Below are 17535 nucleotides of genomic sequence, written 5' to 3'. Positions count from 1 at the left end.
CAGCTACTCCTTTAAGCCTTAGCAACCTGAACCAGATTGGTGTGCGACGGGTTACCCTTCGCCAACGGCGAGGGGCGCTGGGTGGTCAGGACGTTGATGCAGCCACCGTGATCGACGCGCGCGCCGTCGGGGCTATACCAGGCACCCTCGCTCAGTGCGACCACCCCGGGCAACACACGCGGCGTCACCTTGGCGTTGATACGCACCTCACCGCGATCATTAAAGATGCGCACCACATCCCCCTGTGCGATGCCGCGCGGCGCCGCATCCAACGGGTTGATCCACACCTCCTGCGGGCAGGCGGCCTTCAGCACATCCACGTTGCCATAGGTGGAATGGGTGCGCGCCTTATAGTGGAACCCACTCATCTGCAACGGGAACTTGCTACGTAGCGGATCCTGATAGCTTTCGAATCCGGGGCTATAGATCGGCAACGGATCGATGACATCTTCCGGCGCTAGCTGCCAGGTGGCGGCGATCTCGGCCAACGGCGCCGAGTAGATCTCGATCTTCCCGGAAGGCGTCGTCAACGGATTGGCCTGCGGATCGGCGCGGAACTCGCGGTAGGCCACATGATGCCCCTGCGGATCGCGCTGCTTGTAGATCCCTTGGCTGCGGAACGCCTCAAACGACGGCAATCCGGGGATCGCCTGCTGCGACTGGGCGTACAGATGGCGTAGCCACTCTTCCTGGCTGCGTCCCTCGGTAAACTGCTGACCGACGCCCATCCGCTTGGCGATCTCGCTGGTCATGTCATAGATGGTGCGACATTCGAAGCGTGGCGCGATCACCTGATCGGCGAAAATCACGTAGCTCATGTTGCCGCAGGAGGCATCGAGGCAGAAGTCCATCTGCTCCGAGGCGGTGCAGTCCGGCAGCAAGATATCGGCATACTTGGCCGAGGCGGTCATATGGTTATCGATCACCACAATCATCTCGCACTTGCTATCGTCTTGCAGGATGTCGTGGGTACGGTTGATCTCAGAGTGCTGGTTAACCAGGCAGTTACCGGCATAGTTCCAGATCATCTTGATCGGGACATCCAGCTTCTCCTTGCCGCGCACCCCGTCGCGGGTCGCCGTCATCTCCGGGCCACGCACGATGGCGTCGGTCCACAGGAACATCGAGATGCTGGTTTTAACCGGGTTCTCCAGGGTCGGCATGCGGACGAACGGCAGGCTATAAGAGCCTTCACGTGCGCCACTGTTGCCCCCGTTGATCCCCACGTTACCGGTCAGGATCGGCAGCATGGCGATGGCGCGTGACGTCAACTCGCCGTTAGCGTGACGCTGTGGCCCCCACCCTTGGCAGATGTACGCCGGTTTGGCGCTTCCGATCTCGCGCGCCAGCTTGATGATCTTATCCTCTGGAATGCCGGTGATCGCCGACGCCCAGGCTGGGGTCTTGGCGGTCTTATCCGGCCCCTGACCGAGGATGTAAGCCTTGTAGTGGCCGTTGGCGGGTGCGCCCGCGGGCAGCGTGCGCTCGTCGTAACCGACGCAATAACGGTCGAGGAAGGGCTGATCGACCAAGCCTTCGCTGATCAGCACATGGGCGAGACCGGCCACCAACGCCGCATCGGTCCCCGGACGGATGGCGATCCACTCATCCTCACGCCCGGCGCCGGTGTCGGTGTAGCGCGGATCGATGATGATCATCTTGGCATTGGACTTGGCGCGCGCCTGCTCCAGGTAGTAGGTCACCCCACCGCCACTCATGCGCGTCTCGCCCGGGTTGTTACCGAACATCACCACCAGCTTGCTGTTCTCGATATCCGACGGGCTGTTACCGTCCGCCCAGCCACCATAGGTGTAATTCAGCCCGGCGGCGATCTGCGCGGTACTGTAGTCGCCATAGTGGTTGAGGTAACCGCCACAGCAGTTCATCAGGCGGGCGATCAGCGTCGCGCCGGGTGGCCAGGAACGCGTCACGGTGCCGCCCAGCGTACCGGTGCCATAGTTCAAGTAGATCGCTTCGTTACCGTACTCTTTGATGATCCCCTTCATGCTGACAGCGATGGTATCGAAGGCCTCTTCCCAGGAGATACGTTTAAATTTCCCTTCACCGCGCTTACCGACCCGTTTCATCGGGTACTTCAGACGGTCCGGGTTATAGACGCGACGACGCATGGAGCGACCGCGCAGACAGGCGCGGACCTGGTGCAGACCGTCATAACGGTCGTCACCGGTATTGTCGCTTTCGACATAGCTGATCTCACCATCCACGACGTGCATACGTAGCGGGCAGCGGCTGCCGCAGTTAACGGTGCAAGCGCTCCAGATCACCTGCTCATCCTGCGCCGCCGGGGCGGGCTGGGCGGGTTGTGCCTCCGCTCGACGCGTAAAGGGGAGCGAGAGCGCACCGCTGGCCGCCGCCAGCCCGCCGATCGCGCCGCCTTTCACCAGAGTACGCCGTGTCAGCGCCGCATCTAGCAATGCCGTCCGATTGTGTTTTTTCATAGCATGCTCACTTTTATTTTGCTTTCTACTGGTTAATACGCGCTCGCCCCCTCGCTCAGGAGAGATGCTGACGCAAAGAAAGAAAAACGGAATAAGGCAAAGGAGAGATCGCAATAACCCGGCAGATGCCAGCTCATTGGGACACGAGTTCAGGACCCATTAAACATTAAAATAATCATCCTACTAACCAACTCCATGGCAACTCCTCGCCTCACTCATGAGCATACGGCTTTCATTTCGCCCGCATTTGTTTCATATCAAAAAAGAATCCGTCGGATTTCACAGAATCACGTAAATGTTTTTTATCGGCTTAATTTGGCGTTTTCCTTTTGATAACAATAACTATTTAGCCTGAGATCACACAGAAAAACGACGCGCTGACGCCAGCGAGATGACTCGCCTTTCCGGTGGGATCCGGCCGCTCGCACTTAACGCAGACAGACGCCCAGGCAAATCCTGAGCGAAAGGCGTTACTGCCCCCGGTCGAGCAGGCGCTTTTCACCCGGCAAAAAAAAGACCCCGCGAGGCGGGGTCTTCGTCGATACAGCGCGAGGGCGATTAACCGATATATTCTAGGCCATTCATATACGGGCGCAGGACTTCCGGCACCTGGATACGGCCATCGGCCTGCTGGTAGTTTTCCATCACGGCGACCAGCGTACGGCCTACGGCCAGGCCGGAACCGTTCAGGGTGTGCAGCAGACGCGGCTTCTTGTCTTCCTTGCTGCGATAGCGGGCCTGCATGCGGCGCGCCTGGAAATCCCACATGTTGGAGCAGGAGGAGATTTCACGGTAGGTGTTCTGCGCCGGGACCCAGACTTCCAGATCGTAGGTCTTGCTGGAGCCGAAGCCCATGTCGCCGGTGCACAGCAGCACCTTACGGTACGGCAGATTCAGCAGCTGCAACACCTTCTCGGCATGGCCGGTCAGCTCTTCCAATGCCGCCATGGAGTCTTCCGGGCGTACGATCTGAACCAGCTCAACCTTATCGAACTGGTGCATACGGATCAGACCACGGGTATCACGGCCATAGGAGCCGGCTTCAGAGCGGAAGCACGGGGTGTGCGCCGTCATCTTCAGCGGCAGTTCGCTCTCGTCCAGGATCTCGCCACGCACCAGGTTGGTCACCGGCACTTCGGCGGTCGGGATCAGCGCATAGGTGCTGCTATCGGCCTCTTCTTCCAGCGGACGGGTGTGGAACAGATCCGCACCGAACTTCGGTAACTGACCGGTACCGTACAGGGTATCGTGGTTCACCAGGTACGGGACATAGGTTTCCAGATAGCCGTGCTGCTCGGTATGCAGGTCCAGCATAAACTGCGCCAGTGCGCGGTGCATGCGGGCAATCTGACCCTTCATCACCACAAAACGGGCACCGGTCAGCTTCACCGCGGCGGCGAAGTCCAGACCATCGGCCATCTCACCCAGGGTCACATGGTCGCGCACCTCGAAATCGTAGTGACGCGGCTCACCCCAACGGCTGACCTCCAGGTTATCGTTCTCATCCTTGCCGACCGGGACAGAGTCATCCGGCAGGTTGGGGATGGAGAGCGCCAGATCACGGATTTCCTGCTGGAGCTGGTCCAGCTCGGCCTTAGCGGCATCCAGCTTTTCACCCAATTCGTTGACTTCACGGCGCAGCGGCTCGATGTCCTCACCCCGGGCCTTGGCCGCACCGATGGATTTGGATCGCGAGTTACGCTCGGCTTGCAGGGATTCCGTCTCCACCTGCAACACTTTACGGCGTTCTTCCTGCTGACGCAGTGTGTCAACATCCAGTTTGTAGCCTCGGCGAGCCAGTTTTTCGGCGACTGCGTCTAGCTCATTACGCAGCAGATTGGGATCTAGCATGCTAATCCTGTGAATTATTGAGGGGTTTTAATAAACTCATACACTGAAGCGGCCGTCGCGATGGCGGCAACGCACTCAATGCAAAGCGGATTTCTTCATAACCTTACCGCAATGAATGAATCAGCGGTAGCGTTTTGTCGGGCTATTTTGATCCTGCTCAGCGAGCCAGGCTAGCTTATCGCCGATCTTGCCCTCCAGGCCGCGCGAGGTCGGCTGATAATAGCGCGTCTGCGCCATTTCCGGCGGGAAGTAGACCTCGCCCGCTGCGTAGGCATTGGGCTCGTCGTGGGCGTAGCGGTACTCCTCGCCTAGCCCCATCGACTTCATCAGTTTGGTCGGCGCGTTGCGCAGATGAGGTGGCACGTCATAGTCCGGGCGCTCCTTGGCGTCGCGCAGGGCAGCCTTGAAGGCGGTATACACCGCGTTACTCTTCGGCGCACAGGCCAGGTAGACGATGGCCTGGGCGATGGCACGCTCCCCCTCCGCCGGACCGACGCGGGTGAAGCAGTCCCAGGCGGCGATCGCCACCTGCATCGCGCGGGGATCGGCGTTGCCCACATCCTCCGAGGCGATGGCCAGCAGGCGCCGCGCCACATACAACGGATCGCCCCCCGCCGTGATGATGCGAGCATACCAGTACAGGGCGGCATCCGGCGCCGACCCGCGCACCGACTTATGCAACGCGGAAATCAGATCATAATAGCGATCGCCGTGGTTATCGAAGCGCGCGCTGCGCTCGCCGGAGACCGCACGCAGCAGATCCATGGTCAAGCGACGCTGGCCCTGGCTATCCACCTCGGCCATATCGGCCATCATCTCCAGGGTATTCAACGCCCGACGGGCGTCGCCATTAACCAGCTCCGCCAGTGTATCGCGCGTCTCCTCCGGCAGCAGCAGATCCTGCCCACCGTAGCCACGCTCGCTATCGCTCATCGCCTGTTGCAACACCTGTACGATGTCCTGCGCCTCCAGCGCCTTGAGCAGATAGACCCGTGCGCGCGACAGCAACGCCGAGTTCAGTTCGAAGGAGGGGTTCTCGGTGGTGGCGCCGATAAAGGTAATGGTGCCATCCTCGATATGCGGCAGGAAGGCATCCTGTTGACTCTTATTGAAACGATGCACCTCATCGACGAACAAGATCGTGCGCCGACCGACATCGCGATTCTGGCGCGCCCGCTCGATCGCCTCGCGGATCTCCTTGATCCCCGAGGTGACCGCCGAGATGCGCTCCACCTCGGCATGGCCATAGCGCGCAATCAACTCCGCTAACGTGGTCTTACCGGTTCCCGGCGGCCCCCACAAGATCATCGAGTGCAGGTGGCCGGCCAGGATGGCGCGCGGCAGCGGCTTGCCCGCCGCCAACAGATGACGCTGACCGATATACTGTTCCAACGTCTGCGGCCGCATGCGCGCGGCCAGCGGTTGGAAGGTATCCTGGGCGAAGTCGAGGGAGAGATTACTCACGAGCGGCGTCCTGGGCTTACTTCTGGCGCTGATCGTCCAGCGTCACGCCCGGCGGTGGCGTGAAGCGGAACTTGGCCGCATCGACCGCCCCATTCTGCTGGCGCTTCAGGGTATAGACGCTGCGCTGACCGTCCTGCTCGACGGCACTGAAGCCATTGATGGTGCCATCCGGCAACACGGTAATGGTGAATTTCTTCAGGTTGTTCTTGTTGCTCTTCGGCGTCAGATCGAAGGTGTTACCCTGCTGGGTCACGTTATAGTGCGCCCACTCGCTGGCGTCATTACGGGTGATCAGCATAAACGGCGTATTGCTGGTGGCCCGGTTTAACCAGGTGGCCGTGACCTGCTCGACGAACGGATTGTAGAACCACAAGGTTTTGCCATCGGAGACCAGCACGCTCTCATCCGGTGAGGTCATGTGCCAGTTAAACAGATTGGGACGCTTCACCCACAGCTCGCCCTCACCCTGTTGTACCGCCGTCCCATCCGCCGTGCTGACGGCCTGGGTAAAGCTGGCATGGAAACTATTGACCTTGTTCAGACGGCCTTGCAGATCGCTGCTCGGCGACGCCAGAACGGAGGCCGACATCATGCCGCTCACGACAACACAGCAGGCAACTAACAGCTTTTTCATCGGAATGATTACCTTCAACAAGAATAAGTTCGGTCTACCCGGACCAGCGCAGCCACGGGCAGACATGGCACCGCGTAGTGAGTATACGCCAAGGCGTACGCTGGCACGCGGGAAAAACCACGCGCCAGCACGCGATTAATCGTAATCACCCGCCGGGGGCGCCAACACCTCACGGTTGCCGTTATGCCCCTGCGGACTGACGATCCCCTGCGCCTCCATCTGCTCGACGATGCGCGCCGCCCGGTTATAGCCGATGCGGAACTGGCGCTGCACCCCGGAGATCGAGGCGCGACGCTTATCGATCACGAAGGCGACCGCCTGATCGAACAGCGGATCGAGCTCATCGTCGCTGTCCAGGCCGCCACCAGCGCCGCCCTCGCCATCCTCACAGGCGGTGATGCTATCAATATACTGTGGACGCCCACGCGCCTTCCAGTCCTGCACCACGGCATGAACCTCTTCATCACGCACGAAGGCGCCGTGAACACGCACCGGCATCGAGGTATTGGGCGGGATGTAGAGCATATCCCCCATGCCCAGTAGCGATTCCGCCCCGGCCTGATCGAGGATGGTGCGGGAGTCGATCTTGCTGGAGACGGTAAAGGCGATTCGGGTGGGGATGTTGGCCTTGATCAGGCCGGTGATCACATCGACCGACGGGCGTTGCGTCGCCAGCACCAAATGGATCCCCGCGGCACGCGCCTTCTGCGCCAGGCGCGCGATCAGCTCCTCGACCTTCTTACCCACCGCCATCATCAGGTCGGCGAACTCATCCACCATCACCACGATGTAGGGCAGCTTCTCCAACGCCGGCGGCAAGGCATCCATGCTATCCCCCGGACGCCATAACGGATCGGGGATCGGACGCCCCATCTCGGCCGCCTGGCGGACCTTATCGTTGTATCCCGCCAGATTACGCACCCCGAGCGCCGACATCAGGCGATAACGCCGCTCCATCTCGCCGACGCACCAGCGCAGGGCGTTGGCGGCGTCTTTCATATCCGTGACCACCTCGGTCAGCAGGTGCGGAATGCCCTCATACACCGACAGTTCCAGCATCTTCGGGTCGATCATGATGAAGCGCACCTCATCCGGCGTCGACTTGAACAGCATGCTGAGGATCATCGCGTTGACCCCGACCGACTTACCGGAACCGGTAGTACCGGCCACCAGCAGGTGCGGCATGCGAGCCAGGTCGGCGATCACCGGCTGACCGGCGATATCCTTACCCAACACCACCGTCAGCGGCGACGGGCTATCGCGGAACTGCGGACAGTCGAGTACCTCACGCAGGTAGACCGTCTGGCGGTGCTTGTTCGGTAACTCCAGACCGACATAGGGTTTACCCGGGATCACCTCCACCACGCGCACCGCAACGGCGGAGAGCGAACGCGCCAGATCGCGCGACAGGTTAGAGATACGCGCCGCCTTCACCCCCGGCGCCAGATCCAACTCGAAGCGAGTGATCACCGGCCCCGGCGAGATGCCGACCACCGACGCCTTGACCCGATAATCGGCCAGGCGTGCCTCGACCAACTGCCCCTGTTGCTCCAAGGCGAACATATCCACCGGCTCGGCATTGGCGGGCGGTGAGGCCAACAGATCCAGCGTCGGCAGCGGCGTAGTCGGCTTGTGCAGTGGCCGCTCATCACGCATCAGGAAGGGATGCACCAGGGCATCCTGCGGATTGACCTGGGCGGGCGTATGGCCACTGGCCGCCAGCGGCTGAGGCGGCGTGACGTCATGGGTCGGGGCCTCCAGCGCGCTGCTGGGCAGCGGCGATGGCGTGAACAGTGGCTCTATCGGCCCCTCATCCACGGCGGCGAAGTCAAAGTCGGCCAGCGCGCTATCCGATGGCGACGGCTCCGCGCGCGCCAAGACCTCGCGGGCGGAGAAGTTAAGCAACCCATCGTGCGCCGCCGATGTTGTTTGCGGCGCGACCGGCGCGGAAGGCGCTGGGCGATGCGCTGGCGGGGCGATGGAGGCGGTCGGCGTGGCCGACGCATCGGCGTAACGCTGCTGCTGAGCGGCGACAAACTCACGCTGCAAGCGCGCCTGCTCCAACGCATGCTCATCCTCGCCCTCATGCAGATAGGCCTGACCATAACGGGCGCGTTGCTGGCTGACAAAGGCCTCACGCAGTGCAGCCTGCTCCAGCAGGCTGGCACGATCCTCATCCTCCGTCGTCTCAACCGACGCCGCAGCGCTAGGCTCGGAGTAGGCGGAGAAGTGGGGCAAGGACGCCGCGGCGCTGTCTGCCTCCGCGCTCGTCACACGCTCGGCCGTAGCCCGTGCCGTGGCCTGCGCAAAGATAGACTGACCCGCCAGATCCGCAGAGGCTTGCGCTGGCGCACCCAACGGCGTCACCTGCACCTCAGGCATCTGCTCCAGCTCCGCCTGCTCCTCACGCGCCCGGCGTTGCTGGGCCTCGCGCCGAGCCTGCTCTTCCGCCATCCGCTGCGAGGGGAGTTTGATCCCTAGCGAAGCCAGCTCCCGTCGCGTCGGGATACGTACCGGATTGGGCCTTGGCAACTCGGGGCCGATGCCCTGCTTCACCTGCGGCCCCCCATCCAGTGCGCCGATAGCCGGTGTGAAGGCGGCGCTGGCGGCCGCGCCGAGCGCCAGATCCTCGTGGCGGCTGGCCGCCCCGAACACCGGTAGATCCGGCGACAGACCCGGATTGATATAGGGCAGATCGCTCGACGAAGCCGCGCGCGGACCCGCCGCAGCCGGTTCCGACTCGCTCGGCCAGTGACCCAGCGGCGGTTCGACGTCGCGCGACGAGGGGGAACGTCCGCCGACGGGGTGCGCCGAGGCGGATGCCTGAGGGCGCGCGTCGGACGGGTTTTCGGACGGGTTAAAGGGGTACATCGGCGCCAACGACACGTCACTCTCCGCGTCGCTGGCACTAAAGCGATAAGGGGACTCGCTCGCCGAGGACGGCGCGTCTTCCGCGGCCACGGCAGAGAAGGAGGCCTCCGACGCCAGGGAACTCGGCGCCCGTGTCACCGCCGCCGAAGGCGTCGCCAATGGCTGAGCCGGGATGAACGGTTGTGCGCCCGATGCCTGCGTCGCCGCTGTAGGCGTCGCCAACGGCTGAGCGGGAACGAACGGTTGCACGCTCGATGTCTGCGTCGTCGCTGCCTGAGCCGCTGCCGCCGAAGGCGTCACCAACGGCTGAGCCGGGACGAACGGTGGCGCGCCCGATGCCAGCGTCGTCGCTGACTGCGTCGCCGCCGCTGCAGGCGAAGCCGTGTGCGGCGCATCGATCGTGCCGCCACTCGGCGCATGGGTGAGGGTCGGCTCGGCCGCGGCAATCCCCGCGACCTCATTGTCCTGTGCTACCGCCTCGGGCGGAGTATCATCGACCTGATCCAACGGACGCAATCCCTTCACCGCCGTCGGGGCCAGTAACGGATCGTCCGGCTGCGCCTCATCACGCGCACTCAACCCGGTAAACAGGGGATCCGGGGCCTCGTCATCCAACAATGGAGCGACTCGCCCAGTCGAAGGCGCGGCCAGTGGCGCCTCGTCGACATCGTCCCGCTCGTCGTCATCGTCGTACTCATCCTCTACCGCCTCATCGCGACGCGAGCGATTGCTCATAAAGGTCAAGGCTCCGAGCAAGGTCGCCCCGATCTTCTCGGCGATGGTCAACCAGGACCAGCCGGTAAATAGCGACAAGCCGACGGCCCACGCGCCCAGCATGGCCAGCGTCGCGCCGATACTCCCCAGCAACGGCAACGCCGCGCTGCTGATCAGGCTGCCGATCACCCCGCCGGAGGCAAAGTAGTAAAGGTCATCCACATTCAATGCCGCGAGCCCGCAGGACGCAACTACCAGCGCCAGCATGCCCACCAGGCGTAAGGCGATGGCGAAATAATCGACATAGCCATTATCGTCCCGTTTACGGTAGGCGACCCAACACAACACCAACATAATCGGCGGCAAGGCATACGCCAGTACGCCAAAGACGAAAAAGAGCGTATCGGCCAGCCAGGCTCCGGCGCCGCCGCCAATATTATGAATGGGCTCATGCCAAGCGGTCTGCGACCAACTGGGATCGGAGGGGTCGAAGGTGATCAAGGACGCCATCATATAGACGGCAAATAGCGCGACCAGAATAAGTAGCGCCTCGTACACTCGCCGTCCACCGCTTACATGCTTGAGGACGACCTCTTTATCTTCTGTATATTCCTGGCTCAAGAAAGGCTCTCCAGGGTCCTGTTGTCTGCCATTGCGAACATGTTATCTGGCCTGCCCGCCATAAGAACAGCGCCGAGGCGTATCCCGGCGCTGAAACTGTATACATACACAGGAGTGTACCCAAATTATTGCGGCTTTGCACCTGCCCGCGATCAGCGCGTCTTGATCACCAAGCGGTTGCTCTGCTTTACCTCTTCCATCACCACATAGGTGCGGGTGTCGTTAACGCCCGGCAGACGCAACAGGGTCTCCCCGAGCAATTTACGGTACGCGGACATATCGGGTACACGGGTCTTCAACAGATAGTCGAAGTCACCGGACACCAGGTGACACTCCTGGATCTCTTCTAATTTCTGCACCGCCGTATTGAACTGCTCAAACACATCCGGCGCCCCACGATTCAGGGTGATCTCGACGAACACCAGCAGCGAGGCATCCAAATAATGCGGGTTCAATAGCGCGGTATACCCCTGAATAAATCCCTGCCGCTCCAGACGGCGCACACGCTCCAAGCACGGTGTCGGCGAAAGCCCTACACGTTTGGAAAGCTCAACGTTGGAGATTCGACCATCCTTTTGCAGCTCATTGAGGATATTGCGGTCGATACGATCAAGGTCCTTACCGGGGCGTTTCTTATTATCTACCATCTTGTTATCTCTCTTATACTCTTCTCTGCGACCCCCTTGCGGCAAGCGGTTATTGCCCAAGAATCGTCTCAAAAGAAGATGTTATGCCTGCCCGTCAATTGGCAATTTCCATTGCCACCTCCTGCGACCGCCGGATAGCCCGGAACGCCGCGCTTAACAACCTCCCGGGATCACCCCGGTTTTCCTACTGCCTGCCAGTACCACACCCGTGGTGTACGGCAGGACGGCTCACAACGCGCCCAGCATGACAGCGTCATCATGCTACTACGCACGCCTCGGCGGAACGCCGCCCAGAAGAGAGGACGATTGACCTGACAGCGACACAAAGCGCATCATCGCTAAGCATACAGCCAGTAAATCGGGCCTAAATCCCCACCTCTTCTCCATGTTTTCGCAAATGAACAGCCGATTGTCAAAGCAAAAGAAATAAAACCAGAGGAACCTGCCGAATAAGCCCGTAAGGCAACGTTTGCTCAGGTTAAAATCACCACACGGTTGCAGGATGATTTTGCTACTTTTAAGCAATATAAAGGAAAAATTCCCGTTAAAAAGACTGGATATCCATGTGAAAACAGCGCATCTTGCTAATATTGGTTAGGTTTATTGATAGAAAATACCTATCACACAGATTGATAACATCTTTTTTGCATGCTTTTTTTAATCCGCAAGTTTTCTTAAAATCAGCAGCCATACAAGGTGTACCACAGAGGAAAAGAGGATCTCATGAGCTCCGTAAAACATTGCAAGCTTCTCATTCTGGGCTCTGGCCCGGCGGGATATACCGCGGCCGTCTATGCCGCGCGCGCCAACCTCAATCCGGTACTGATCACGGGGGTCGAGAAGGGGGGGCAATTGACCACCACCACCGATCTGGAGAACTGGCCCGGCGATCCGGAAGGGCTAACCGGTCCTTTGCTGATGGAGCGGATGAACCAGCACGCGGCCAAATTCAACACCGAGATCGTCTTCGACCATATCCAACGCGTCGATCTGAGCCAGCGTCCCTTCCACCTATTCGGCGATAGCCAGGAGTACAGCTGTGATGCGCTGATCATCGCTACCGGTGCCTCCGCCCGCTACCTGGGACTCCCCTCGGAAGAGGCCTTTAAAGGGCGCGGCGTCTCTGCCTGCGCCACCTGTGATGGCTTCTTCTATCGCCAGCAAGAGGTGGCCGTCATCGGGGGGGGGAATACCGCTGTCGAAGAGGCCCTCTATCTGGCCAACATCGCCGCCAAGGTGCATCTGATCCACCGCCGCGACACCTTCCGCGCCGAGAAGATCCTCATCGACCGCATGATGGATAAAGTTAAGAGCGGCAACATCGTCCTACATACAAACCGTACCCTGGACGAGGTACTGGGCGATCAGATGGGGGTCAACGCCCTGCGGCTGAAAGATACCCAGAGCGATCAGCAGGAAGAGCTGGCCGTGACCGGCCTATTCGTCGCCATCGGCCATCGCCCGAACACCGCCATCTTCGAAGGACAGTTGCTACTGAAAGATGGCTATATCCAGGTCAACTCAGGCCTGAACGGTAATGCCACCCAGACCAGCGTCCCTGGGGTCTTTGCCGCCGGTGACGTCATGGATCACATCTATCGCCAGGCGATCACCTCGGCCGGTACCGGCTGTATGGCGGCCCTGGATGCCGAGCGCTATCTCGACGGTCTCGCCCACGCCGCCTTGTAAGCGTCACTCCGTCTGACACCTGCCGCCTGTGGCGGCGGGTCGTCTCTGGTCACGCCAGGCCGGGGTGAGAGAATTTCTCTGCCCCCGGTTTCAACGGTTAATAAGGCGTTGTAATATCAAGGGCGCCGCCGACCCCCGCTTGGGTCGGCGCATGCGTTCAGCCTGCCGTACGCCTGTGCTCCGGGCCTGATCTTAATTCACCTGCATCAGACTAGACACGATCGCTTAATGAATAAACAACGACAACGCGAACTCACTCAGTGGCTAAAACAGCATAGCCGCCTAGCCCGTCGCTGGCTGCGGCTCTCCATGCTGCTCGGCCTCCTCTCCGGTCTGCTAATCATCGCGCAATCCTGGTTATTAGCCACCCTACTGCAACAGCTCATCATCGACCACACCCCACGCTCCGCCCTGCTCAACGACTTCGCCCTATTAATCGCCACCATCGTGCTGCGCGCGCTCTTGGGCTGGCTGCGCGAACGCGTCGGTTTTCACTGCGGTCAGGTGGTACGCCGCGAGATCCGCGCCCTGGTGCTCGATCGCCTGGCGTTGCTGGGGCCGGCCTGGATCCAGGGCTACCCCGCCGGTCACTGGGCGACGCTGATCCTCGAACAGATCGAAGAGATGCAGGACTTCTATGCCCGTTATCTGCCGCAGATGGCACTGGCGGTGACCATTCCCGTGTTGATCTTGGCCGCCGTCTTTCCCATCAACTGGGCCGCCGGACTGATCCTGTTCGCCACCGCCCCGCTGATCCCGCTGTTCATGGCGCTGGTCGGGATGGGGGCCGCCGATGCCAACCGGCGTAACTTCCTGGCCCTGAGCCGTCTGAGCGCCAACTTCCTCGACCGCCTACGTGGTATGGATACCCTGCGCCTGTTTCATCGCGCCCAGGCCGAAACCCAGCACATCGCCCAGGCATCGGAAGACTTCCGCAAGCGCACCATGGAGGTATTACGCCTGGCTTTTCTCTCCTCGGCGGTGTTGGAGTTCTTCGCCTCGGTATCGATCGCCGTGGTGGCGGTCTACTTCGGTTTCTCTTACTTAGGCGAGCTCAACTTCGGTCACTATGATCACGGCGTGACCCTGTTCGCCGGCTTCTTGGTGCTGATCCTGGCACCCGAATTCTTCCAGCCGCTACGCGATCTGGGCGCCTTCTACCATGCGAAGGCTCAGGCCATCGGGGCGGCGGAGGCACTGGTCACCTTCCTCGATGACAGCGATCAGGCTCAGGCCGTGCAAACGGTGGCGGCCGATACGACGCCGCCTCCCAGCGCATCCTGCACCACCTTGTCCCATGACAGCGCGCTGACCTTGGAGGCGCATAACCTGGAAATCCTCTCGCCCCAAGGCCAGATACTGGCCGGGCCGCTTAACTTCCGTATCGCCGCCGGTGAGCGTATCGCCCTGGTTGGCCACAGCGGCGCGGGGAAAAGTTCATTGATCAACCTACTGCTCGGCTTCCTGCCCTATCGTGGCGAGTTGCTGATTGACGGCCAGCCGTTAGTCAGTAGTGCCCTGGATGCCTGGCGCAGCCAGTTAGCCTGGGTCGGGCAAAACCCGACGCTCCCCCTCGCCACCCTGCGCGACAACATCCTGTTGGGCAATCCCCAGGCGGATGAGGCGCAACTACAGACGGCGATCGAGTGCGCCTACGTCGCCGAGTTTCTGGCGCAACTACCCCAGGGACTGGATACCCCCATCGGAGAGGACGCCGCGCGACTCTCCGTCGGCCAGGCACAACGCGTCGCCGTGGCCCGTGCGTTGATTCGCCCCTGCCGCCTGTTGCTGCTCGATGAGCCAACCGCCAGCCTGGACGCCAATAGCGAACGCTTAGTGATGCGCGCCCTGCAAGCCGCCGCCCGTAACCAGACCACGCTGATGGTCACGCACCAGTTGGACGAGTTGGCGCACTTCGATCGCATCTGGGTGATGGATCAAGGCATGCTGGTACAGCAGGGGGACTTCGCCGCCCTCTCCCAGCAACGGGGTAGCCCCTTCGCCACCCTCCTCGCCAGCCGTCGTCAGGAGATTTAATCATGCGAGTATTACTGCCCTTCCTGGCCCTCTACCGCCGACACTGGTTCCGCATGTCGCTCGGCATGCTGCTGGCGATCGTCACCCTACTGGCCAGCATCGGCCTGTTGACCCTCTCCGGTTGGTTCCTCGCCGCCTCCGCGCTGGCGGGACTCGCCGGATTAGTCACCTTCAACTACATGCTGCCCGCCGCTGGGGTTCGCGGCGCCGCCATCATCCGCACGGCCGGGCGTTATGCCGAACGGCTGGTCAGCCACGACGCCACCTTCCGGGTGCTCTCGCACCTGCGTGTGTTCACCTTCAGCCGCCTGCTACCGCTGTCACCCGGCGGCCTGGCCCGCTTCCGCCAGGCTGAACTGCTCAACCGCCTGGTGGCCGATGTCGATACGCTGGACCACCTCTACCTGCGCGTACTGTCACCGCTGATCAGCGCGCTGGTGATCATCGTGGTGGTGGTGTGCGGCCTCGCCTGGCTCGATGTCCATCTCGCCCTGACGCTCGGCGGCATCATGTTGCTGCTGTTGATCGGCCTGCCGATCCTGTTCTACCACGCCGGCAAGCCGGTCGGGGCCGCCTTGACCTCGCTGCGCGCCGACTACCGCACGCAGTTAGTCGGCTGGATCCGTGCCAACGCCGAGTTGGCGATCTACGGCGCGTTGGGGCGCTTCCGCGACCAGCTGGAGGAAAAAGAGCGGCAGTGGCAGCAGCAACAACAGCGTCAGGCGGCACTGGGTGCGCTCGCCCAAGGGATCATGATCCTCGCTTCCGGTTTGACCTTTACCCTGATCCTCTGGCTGGCGGCTGGCGGCATCGCCGATGATCCGACGCCGGGTGCGTTGATCGCCCTGTTCGTCTTCGCCACGCTGGCCGCCTTCGAGTCACTGGCTCCCGTCGCCGGCGCGTTCCAACAGCTGGGCCAGGTGATGGCCTCGGCACAGCGGGTGGCGCAGTTGATCGATCAAACGCCGCAGATACGCTTTCCCGAGCAGGGCAAGGTGCTGGATGAGGACGCAGCGATCGCCCTGAGCATCGAGGATGTCCATTTCCGTTACCCCGGTCAGTCGCGGGCGGTGCTGAATGGCGTCACGCTAACGCTCCGTGCCGGGGAGCATGTCGCCTTACTGGGGCGGACCGGCTGCGGGAAGTCGACGCTGTTGCAACTGCTGACCCGCGCCTGGGAGTGCGATCAGGGGACGATCTGCCTCAACGATCTCCCGCTCGACAGCCTGGATGAAGGCGCGCTACGCGCCGCCTGCGCCGTCGTGAGCCAACGGGTCCACATCTTCAGCGCCACCCTGCGTGATAATCTATTACTCGCCGACCCAGAGGCCAGCGACGCCCAGCTCAGCGAAGCGCTACGCGCGGTCGGTCTGGAGCGCCTGCTGGACGATCGTGCGTTGGATGCCTGGCTCGGCGACGGTGGCCGCCCGCTGTCTGGTGGTGAGCAACGCCGCCTGGGCATCGCACGCGCGCTGCTCCATCGGGCGCCGTTACTGCTATTGGATGAGCCGACCGAGGGCCTGGATGCCGAAACTGAGCGCCAAATCCTGGCGCTGCTGCGCCAACACTGCGCCCAGAAGAGCCTGTTGCTGGTCACCCATCGGCTACAGGGGCTGGCCCAGATGGATCGCATCTGTGTGATGGACGAGGGGAGTATCGTCGAGCAGGGGCGGCATGAGTCGCTGTTACAGGCACGTGGCCGTTACTATCAGCTGTGCAGTCAGCAGCGTTAAGCGGATGCAGAGGGAGGGCGCCTGATGCGCATCATGCAACTGGATAAACACGCCCTGGCGTTTCCCTCGCCGGAGCAGGCGCTGCGTGAGCCGAATGGCCTGTTGGCCATCGGCGGCGATCTGCAACCGGAGCGTCTATGGCTCGCCTACCAACGCGGCATCTTCCCCTGGTTCTCGCCGGGGCAGTTGATCCTCTGGTGGTCGCCGGATCCACGCGCCGTATTATCGCCTGCGGCGCTGCATATCAGCCACAGCCTACGCAAGGCGGCGCGGCGCACTCCCCTACGCGTCACCCTCAATCACGACTTCGCCGGCGTCATCGCCGGGTGCGCCGAACGGCGTAGCGATGGCACCTGGATCGGCCCTAGCGTACAGCAGGCCTATGGTCAGTTACATCGGCTGGGCCATGCCCATTCGGTGGAGGTCTGGCAAGGGGAACAGCTGGTCGGCGGCCTGTATGGCGTGGCGCTAGGTACGCTCTTCTGCGGTGAGTCGATGTTCAGTCGAGTCAGCAATGCCTCCAAGATGGCGCTGTGGAGCTTCTGTCGCCATTTTCAGGCGATGGGCGGGCAACTCATCGACTGCCAGGTGTTAAACAGCCACACGGCCTCCCTGGGCGCCGAGGAGATCCCACGCCGCCATTATTTACAACAACTGCTCGCCTGCCGAGGACAGTCGCTCGATGCACGCTGTTGGCGACAGCAGTCTCTTACACTGGGGGATCCCCCCCCAATTGCGCCGATTACGCCTTAATCGCCCAAGCAAAGCTAACTTGCCTTTACATAACCTGGGTTTTTCGGCATTATCTTGCCGGT

General features: G+C 61.6%; 10 protein-coding genes. 4 read left to right on the top strand and 6 right to left on the bottom strand.

Annotated features, from left to right (window positions below; translation table 11 throughout):
- Nucleotides 1–11: 11 nt before the first annotated feature.
- From dmsA to lrp, 6 genes are all read right to left on the bottom strand, one after another.
- A complete protein-coding gene (gene dmsA, locus ACEQFP_RS00935; RefSeq protein ID WP_035599198.1) occupies nt 12–2459 on the bottom strand; it encodes a dimethylsulfoxide reductase subunit A in 2448 nt (815 codons plus the stop codon).
- Between the two features lie 558 nt (nt 2460–3017).
- Nucleotides 3018–4310, bottom strand: coding sequence for a serine--tRNA ligase (serS, locus tag ACEQFP_RS00930; protein WP_005287597.1), 1293 nt, complete (start codon nt 4308–4310; stop codon nt 3018–3020).
- A gap of 120 nt (nt 4311–4430) precedes the next feature.
- Nucleotides 4431–5774: a replication-associated recombination protein A gene (locus tag ACEQFP_RS00925; RefSeq protein ID WP_370547345.1), complete on the bottom strand. Its 1344-nt coding sequence runs from the start codon at nt 5772–5774 to the stop codon at nt 4431–4433.
- 16 nt (nt 5775–5790) lie between these two features.
- Complete coding sequence (lolA, locus tag ACEQFP_RS00920) at nt 5791–6408, bottom strand: outer membrane lipoprotein chaperone LolA (protein ID WP_005296955.1); 618 nt, start codon at nt 6406–6408, stop codon at nt 5791–5793.
- Nucleotides 6409–6543: 135 nt separating this feature from the next.
- Nucleotides 6544–10614 carry a DNA translocase FtsK 4TM domain-containing protein gene (locus ACEQFP_RS00915; RefSeq protein WP_370547344.1) on the bottom strand — a complete coding sequence of 1357 codons (4071 nt, stop codon included), beginning with the start codon at nt 10612–10614 and terminating at the stop codon, nt 6544–6546.
- Between the two features lie 152 nt (nt 10615–10766).
- Complete coding sequence (lrp, locus tag ACEQFP_RS00910; RefSeq protein WP_005287608.1) at nt 10767–11261, bottom strand: leucine-responsive transcriptional regulator Lrp; 495 nt, start codon at nt 11259–11261, stop codon at nt 10767–10769.
- Between the two features lie 723 nt (nt 11262–11984).
- Between lrp and trxB the strand changes: the two genes are divergently transcribed.
- The 4 genes from trxB to aat all read left to right on the top strand — a co-directional run bounded on the left by trxB (nt 11985) and on the right by aat (nt 17473).
- Nucleotides 11985–12950 carry a thioredoxin-disulfide reductase gene (trxB, locus tag ACEQFP_RS00905; protein ID WP_068870790.1) on the top strand — a complete coding sequence of 322 codons (966 nt, stop codon included), beginning with the start codon at nt 11985–11987 and terminating at the stop codon, nt 12948–12950.
- Between the two features lie 228 nt (nt 12951–13178).
- Nucleotides 13179–14987, top strand: a complete 1809-nt coding sequence (gene cydD / locus ACEQFP_RS00900; protein WP_370547343.1) for a cysteine/glutathione ABC transporter permease/ATP-binding protein CydD — start codon at nt 13179–13181, stop codon at nt 14985–14987.
- 2 nt (nt 14988–14989) lie between these two features.
- Nucleotides 14990–16720 (top strand): cysteine/glutathione ABC transporter ATP-binding protein/permease CydC, encoded by a 1731-nt coding sequence (gene cydC, locus ACEQFP_RS00895; RefSeq protein WP_370547342.1) that lies wholly within the window; start codon nt 14990–14992, stop codon nt 16718–16720.
- A 24-nt stretch (nt 16721–16744) separates the two neighbouring features.
- A complete protein-coding gene (gene aat, locus ACEQFP_RS00890; RefSeq protein ID WP_005287624.1) occupies nt 16745–17473 on the top strand; it encodes a leucyl/phenylalanyl-tRNA--protein transferase in 729 nt (242 codons plus the stop codon).
- Nucleotides 17474–17535: the final 62 nt, after the last annotated feature.

Source organism: Edwardsiella sp. A.80236 (assembly GCF_044540725.1).
Lineage (GTDB): Bacteria > Pseudomonadota > Gammaproteobacteria > Enterobacterales > Enterobacteriaceae > Edwardsiella > Edwardsiella tarda.
The sequence above is the reverse complement of the archived record's forward strand: the minus strand, read 5'-3'. Positions and strand labels throughout refer to the sequence as shown.